We start from the raw sequence: 7,066 nt of genomic DNA on the forward strand, positions 1-7,066 counted from the left end.
CGGCCTGCGCTGACCCTTGATGGTCGCTCAGGCCGGCCACTTACCCCCAGCTCTGCTACACCACGTACTGGGACACGACCTGTCTCGCCATCGACTGCCGCCTCTGCCGGCAGATCTCAAGATCATGCAGATCCTGCCAACATCGGATCGTGTGACGATTGTCGCTCATGCCACCACGGCTCGGAGCGCCTGTCCCTCCTGCGGCGTCGCGTCGCCCCGAGTGCACAGCTATTACGTTCGCACGCTCGCCGACCTGCCCTGGCAGGGGCGGGTCGCGGCACTCCAGATCCGGGCGCGTCGCTTCCGCTGCGCCAACGCCGACTGTCAGCGTCAGGTCTTCGCCGAACGGCTGCCCGAGATGGCTGGCCCGTGGGCCCGACGCAGCGAACGCCTCGCTGAGGCGCAGCGGCACATTGGCCTTGCGCTGGGTGGGGCCGCGGGCACGCGCCTGGCGACCCGTCTCGCCATGCCGGTCAGCGGCCCGACGCTGCTGCGCCTCGTAGCCACGACCAAACTGCCAGCATCACCCCCGCCCCGGGTCATCGGCATCGACGAGTGGGCCTGGCGCCGCGGACTGAACTACGGAACCATCGTGTGTGACCTCGAGCGACAGCAGACGGTCGAGCTGCTGCCGGACCGCAATGCTGAGACGGTTGCGACCTGGCTTCGGCAGCATCCAAGCGTGGAGGTCATCGCGCGTGACCGCTCGAGCGTTTTCGGCCGGGCCATCCGGGAAGGCGCGCCTGATGCCACAGAGGTCGCCGACCGCTGGCATCTGCTGCACAACCTTGGCGACGCGCTCTGGGCCGCGATCGGCCGTCACCGTGGCGCAGTCGCGGCGGCGCTCACCGTCGTAGACACGCCACCAGGCACGCCTGCACAAGAAGCGCCACGCGTTATTGGGACTACGGGACCAACGCTGGACGCCCTGCGCCGTCAACGCAGCGACGAACGGCAGGCGCGCTACACCGCCATGCGCCGCCTGCACGAGGAGAGTGTGCCAGCACGGCTGATCGCGCCGGCGCTCGGTATGAGCCAGCGCACGGTCGAGCGGTGGCTGACGGCAGGAGGCGCACCTGAACATCGGCGGCCGCCGGTGGCGAGCATGCTTGACCCGTTCCGGCGCTTTCTCGAGCAACGCTGGGCGGCAGATGGCTTAACGGCTTCAGGCTACCGCGGCCTTGGCAGTGAGATCGACTACGTCAAAGTTGGCGACGAATTGCAGATGTTCGGTCGAGGTGGAGACTACCTCGTTTGAGTCCGTGTAGTGTTGTGATCCGGTGTTGAGTCGCGCCTTCAAGAGCATCACAGCCGGATCAGCAGATGTGACACGCACCAAAGTGCAAGGCTTGCCTCTCCGCAAGCTATGGCTTCATGCCATCCATTCTACCGTGCCGCCATCATGCTTGGCATTGCGGGGGGACTGCCTCACGTTCTGGGGTCGGAACAGCGCCGAGCGGCTATCCGCGGACAAGCCCCAACCATGACGTCCCATGTAAGCCCGAAGGTGCCTATCACCCCTCCCGGTCGCACCAATCCAACTTCGCATGTGATCCGTTTCGCACCGCGCCATTACGAGGTCATCATCTGCGTCCGGGTGCGGCCCCGATTGCACATACGGTGCAACATCACCCGTTGCCGTAGAGGTGCAGTCCGGAGGGCAGGCGTCGTGGCAATGGCCGCTTGCGCAGGACCGCCTCGGCTGCCGCGACCGAAGCCAGCAGCTCGCCCTCGGTGAAGGGCTTGTGCAGGCAGCCGACGGCGAGCCCCTGGCCGCGATCGGCTGGGCAGTTGCCGGTGACGAAGAGCACCGCGATGCCGAGCGCGGCAAAGTCGGCGGCAACCTCCAGCCCGCTCGCGCCATTGGCCAGGCGCATGTCGACTAGCGCCAGATCGGGCCGCGGCTCCGTCCGCCGCGTCAGCTCGGCGGCTGAGACGCGGTCCTCGGCCACGCCGACCACGACGTGCCCGGCTGCGGTGAGCAAGGACTCAATCTCGAGCGCTACGAGGGCCTCGTCCTCGATCACCAGGACCCGCAGCGGCCCGCTGCCGCGCCCGCCCATCTCGGCAGCCATGGTGATCATCGCCATCAGTCGGTTTCGGTCGAACAAGGTCACGCACTCCTGGCGGCAGCATCGCCGCCCCTTGGCCCCGTCGGTGGCATAACGACGTCGAACGCAGCGCCGCCCTCCGGGGATGCGCGCCGTACGTCAAGCCGCGCGCGCAATTGCCGCACCAGGGTCGCCACGACACGCATGCCGACGCCGCGGGAGGCCGCCGGCTCGAAGCCTTCGGGCAGGCCGATGCCGTCGTCCTCCACCGAGACGACCAAGGCCCCCCCTTCCTCCTCTACGCGTCGGACTAAGATGCGAATGGTCCCCTCCCGGCCTTCCGGGAAGGCGTATTTTACCGCGTTGGTCACGAGCTCGGAGACGATCAGCGCGAGCGGGACCGCCCGGTCAATCGGCGCATGCTCCGCACCGGCACGCTTGTCCGCGGGAGCGGCGAACTCCAGACTGATGCGGCCCTCGTGGTCCAGAGCGGCCACGGTGTCGTCGCACAGCTCCCGGAGGAAGCCGGCGAGATCGTCGATGCGGCCATGCGTGCCGGTCTGGTACAGGCGCCGGTGCACCTGTGACACCACGCCGATGCGACCCCGAGCCTCGGTCAGCCCCGCCCGCAGCTCCGGATCGGCCGAGCGGGCCGCCTGCAAGGAGAGCAGAGACGAGACGAGCTGCAGGCTGTTCTTGACGCGATGGTTGACCTCGTGGAGCAGCGCCTCCCGGGCCTCCAGCGCCTCGACCAGCGCCGCCTCAGCCTGGCGCTGTGCAGTCACGTCGGTCAGGGATTCGAGCACGGCCACTGGCCGCCCGTTTGAGGTGCGCCGCAGCATCTTGCGTGCGGCGACGACCACCTCCCTCCCGTCCCGGGTCCATTGCCGGAGGTCGCCGATCCACTCGCCCTGGCGCTCCAGCGCCGCCGCGATTTCCGCCCGGGGAACCGGGAAGGCGGTGCGAAGCAAGGTGTGCGCGTCCCGCCCTACCGCCTCCGCCCCGCTCCAGCCGTAGAGGCGGACGCAGCCCTCCGACCAAAAGCGGATGGTGCCGTCCAGGTCGCGCGCCATGGAGGCACCAAGATCGAGCGTGGCCAGCAGGTCAAGCAGCCGGGTCTCGCTCTGACGCAGCGCCTCCTCCACCGATCCGCGTGCCGCGATCTCGCGCTGCGCAGCCTGGTAGAGGCGGGCATTGTCGATCGCAATCGCCGCCTGTGCCGCAATCCCGGCAACCAGGCGCTCGGACCGTTCCAGGAAGACCCCGGGCCTCGGGTGCCCGAAGAAAAGCCCGCCCAGCACCTCGCCCGACCGCGAGGTGACCGGCACAGCAAGGTAGCTCCGCACCGGAAGATGTCCCTTCGGCATGCCGCGATAAGGCGCGTTCTTCCCGTAGCGCGGGTCCGTGGTGATGTCGTCCGAGCGAACGATGCCCTCGCCGCGGAAGGTGGGGCCGAACACCTTGGTGTTGCGCGGCATGGGAAAGCCACTGAAAGCCTCCCGCGGCGCGCCCGAGAGGCTGTAAAGGGTATAGGACTCCCCGTGCTCGTCGAGCACATTGTAGAAGAAGGCACCAAAGGCCGCGCCGGACAGCTCGGTCGCGGCATCCGTGACCATCTGCACGACGCGGTCCAGGTTGAGCTCGGCCGCCAGTGCCGCGCCGGTGTGGTTCAGCACCTCCAGGGTGCGGGTCTCCTCGCGCAGCGCCTCCTCCGCCCGACGGCGGTCAGTGATGTCCACCGCGGCGCAGACCGCGCCGGCGGCCCGATCCTCCCCGTCACGCAACGGCGTCGCGTGGCAGAGCAGGATCACCGACGGCGAGCCATCGGCAAACCGGATCTCCTGCTCGTCGCCGCGCACCTCCTCACCGCGCGCCGCGCGCTGGATCGGCAGCGTTTCTGGCGCGGCCTCGACGCCATCGCGGAAGACGCGAAAGCCGGGGCGCTCCTCCTCGGGCGCCGACAACGAGGCATTGGCCCCTTCGGGCAGGCGGAGCAGCGCGGCAGCGCGGCGGTTGCCCCAGACCTGCCGTGCATAGGCGTCGCGGGTGAACCAGACGGCGGCCGGCACCGTGGCCAGCACCGCCTCAAGCTCAGCCGAGCGGGCACGCACCTCCTCGGCCGCCTCGCGGCGGACCCGGGTTAGGGATAGGTTGGCGCCGATGCGGGCCAGCAGCTCGCGGGCCGAGAAGGGCTTGATGAGGTAGTCGTCCGCGCCCGCATCCAACCCCTCCACTCGGGCCTCCTCGCCGGCACGGGCGGAGAGGAGCACCACCGGGACCTCGGCGAAGGCCGGTTCGGCCCGCAGCGCCCGCAGCAGGCCGAAGCCATCCAGGCGCGGCATCATTACGTCCGACAGGACGAGGTCCGGCCTGCGCCGCCGAGCGGCCTCCAGGGCCGCCTCGCCGTCCGCCACCGCCTCGACCTCGTAGCCACGGCCGGCGAGCAGACGGCGCACATAGTCGCGCATGTCGGCATTGTCGTCCGCCAGCAGCACGCGTCCCTCGCCCCGGATGCCGTCGGGCAGGCTCGGCGACGGCAGGGGCAGGAGATCCTCCGTGGCCGCGAGCGGAGGAGGGAGGTCCGCTGCCACCTCGTCTCGCAGCCAGCGCCGCGCCTCCTCGACATAGGCCGCGGTGCGCGTCGGCACCGGGGCCGGTGACTGTCCATCCCCGCTGCTGACATGCTCCGCCGGCAGATGGGCGGTGCCGAAGGGGAGCGTCACGGTGAAGGCGCTGCCTCGGTCCGGCTCGCTTTCGACCCGGATCTCGCCGCCATGCAGCCGCACTAGCTCGCGTACCAAAGCAAGGCCGATGCCGCTGCCCTCGAAGCTGCGACCGCGGACGCCCTCGATCCGGTGGAAGCGTTCGAAAAGGCGCGGCAGCTCGGCCGCCGGGATGCCCGTGCCGGTGTCGCGCACGGTCAGCGCGCCTGCCCTGCCGTCGTCCGTGGGGTTTAGCGAGACGGCGATGCCGCCCTCCAGGGTGAATTTGAAGGCGTTGGAGAGCAGGTTGAGGACGACCTTCTCCCACATGTCCCGGTCCACGAAGACGGGCCTGGGCAGCGGTGGGCAGTCCACCTCCAGCCCGAGCCCGGCGCGCTCGCACAGCGAGCGGAAGCTCGAGGCCAGCTCGGCGGTGAAGGCGGCCAGGTCGGTCGGTGCATAGTGGGCCTGCGCCCGCCCAGCCTCGACCCGCGAGAAGTCGAGTAGGCTGTTGACCAGCCGCAGCAGGCGGAGCGCGTTGCGGTGCGCCGCCTCGACGCGACCGCGCTCCTCCGGCGGCAGCCGCCCGCCCCCGGCCAGGGCCTCCTCGAGCGGCCCGAGCATCAGGGTCAGGGGCGTGCGGAACTCGTGACTGACATTGGCGAAGAACACCGTCTTGGCGCGGTCCAGCTCGGCCAGCGCCTCGGCGCGGCGCCGCTCCTCCTCGTAGGCGTCGGCGTTGGCGATGGCCGCGGTCAGCTGGCCCGCTGCCAAGCCGAGGAATCGCCGGTAGCCCTCGTCGAACAGGCGGAACGGGTTCAGGCCCACGACGAGGACACCGGCCCGGCCCGCCGCACCCGTTACTGAGACCGGGAGCATGGCCACCTGCGCCGGCGGCCGGGTCCAGACGCTGCCGGTCGGCAGCCCGCATCCGAAGCGCGCCGCGAGGTCGGGGACGAGGCGCATCTCGGGATGGCGCAGCACCTCGGCGAAGGGCCAGGGCGAAGGCCCGTTGAGGGGCACCGAGGCCGGTGCCGCCACATGATGGCCAGGCTCGATCCCGGCCGCGCCGACGAGCGACAGGCGCCGCCCGTCCGGCTCCGCCATGTAGAGCATTGCGAAGGGGAGATCGCGCGGATCGGTCGCCAGCACGGCGACGCTCCGCTCGCAGGCCTGCCGCCAGCTGCGCGCCTCGGCCGTGCCGGCGGCCAGGTCCCGCAGCAACGCGAGCTGGCGTTCGCCGATGACGCGCTGCGTATCGTCGGTGTTGGCGCAGATGATGCCGCCCGTACCCCCCTCATCCTTGGGTATCGGGCTGTAGGAAAAGGTGTAGTAGGTCTCCTCCGGGTAGCCGTTTCGCTCCATGACGAGGAGCTGTTCCTCGACGTAGGTGCCCTCGTCCCCGGTCATCGCGGTGGCCAGCATGGGGCCGATATCGCCCCAGATCTCCCGCCACACCTCCGCAGCGGGCCGTCCGAGTGCCCAGGGGTGCTTGCCACCGATGATCGCCTTGTACGCGTCGTTGTAGAGGTAGATCAGCTCCTCGCCCCAGCCGATCCAGATCGGCTGACGGGAGGTCAGCATGATCCGCACCGCGGTCTTCAGGCTCTGGGGCCAAGTCTCGAGCGGGCCGAGCGGCGTCACGGCCCAGTCGTGCCTTCGCATCCGAGCCCCCATCTCGCCGCCACCGGCGAGAAACTTGAGTGAGGCATCCCGGGCCGCGGGGGCCGCCATCGCGACGTTCACGCGCGGCACCTCGGACGCTGGGGCTGCTGTGGGGTGGTGCCATCACCGGCAGTTCCCTCTAGTTCAGGGGTCGGCCAGGCGGGAAGTATGGTCCGGTCGGGCATCGGCGGCGGCCCCGCTCTCATCGTCGCTGCGGTAGCAGATGCCACATCACCGGCCGACGGTCGATATGACGCGCCCTGGCCAGCGGCTAGCGCCGCAGATCCCGACCGAAGTTGGCCAAACCCGCTCCGCTACGGGCGCTGGCGGTGCGGACCGTCGATGCGCAGAGGTGGCCGCTGGCGCTGCTCGGACGGGGACAGTGAAGCAGCGCGCAGGGAGGCGGCAAACCTAGCCTTCCGCTTGGGCCGGGTTGCGGCCTCAAAGCAGAGATTCGGTGCTTGCCCAACGGATGGGTGCGGCGTTGCTGGTGGGAGTGTCAAAAACCTGGGGCAAGCCGCTTGCCGGGCCCCGGCTGGTCGACGTGGCTGGGGCCGGACCACAAGGACGGGCCTGATGCAGTGGACGGTGCGGCTGGACGCAAAGACGGACCAGGGCGAGGTGGAGACAACCGAGCTGGTCACGTTC

General features: G+C 69.9%; 3 protein-coding genes. 1 reads left to right on the forward strand and 2 read right to left on the reverse strand.

Annotation, left to right across the window (positions count from 1 at the left end; genetic code table 11):
• Positions 1-124: 124 nt before the first annotated feature.
• A complete protein-coding gene (locus Q7A36_RS37405; protein ID WP_305108883.1) occupies positions 125-1,258 on the forward strand; it encodes an ISL3 family transposase in 1,134 nt (377 codons plus the stop codon).
• A gap of 370 nt (positions 1,259-1,628) precedes the next feature.
• Here the strand turns inward: Q7A36_RS37405 and Q7A36_RS37410 are convergent, their stop codons facing one another.
• Entirely contained in the window at positions 1,629-2,111 is a 483-nt protein-coding gene (locus tag Q7A36_RS37410) for a response regulator (protein WP_305108884.1), read from the reverse strand.
• Positions 2,112-2,113: 2 nt separating this feature from the next.
• Positions 2,114-6,418: an ATP-binding protein gene (locus Q7A36_RS37415; RefSeq protein WP_305108885.1), complete on the reverse strand. Its 4,305-nt coding sequence runs from the start codon at positions 6,416-6,418 to the stop codon at positions 2,114-2,116.
• Between the last annotated feature and the right edge of the window lie 648 nt (positions 6,419-7,066).

The sequence above is a fragment of the Paracraurococcus lichenis genome, assembly GCF_030657435.1.
GTDB lineage: Bacteria > Pseudomonadota > Alphaproteobacteria > Acetobacterales > Acetobacteraceae > Paracraurococcus > Paracraurococcus lichenis.

Coding starts and splice junctions, on each gene's coding strand:
- Q7A36_RS37405 (WP_305108883.1), top strand. CDS start 125: ATGCAGATCCTGCCAACATCGGATCGTGTGACGATTGTCGCTCATGCC.
- Q7A36_RS37415 (WP_305108885.1), bottom strand. CDS start 6,418: ATGCGAAGGCACGACTGGGCCGTGACGCCGCTCGGCCCGCTCGAGACT.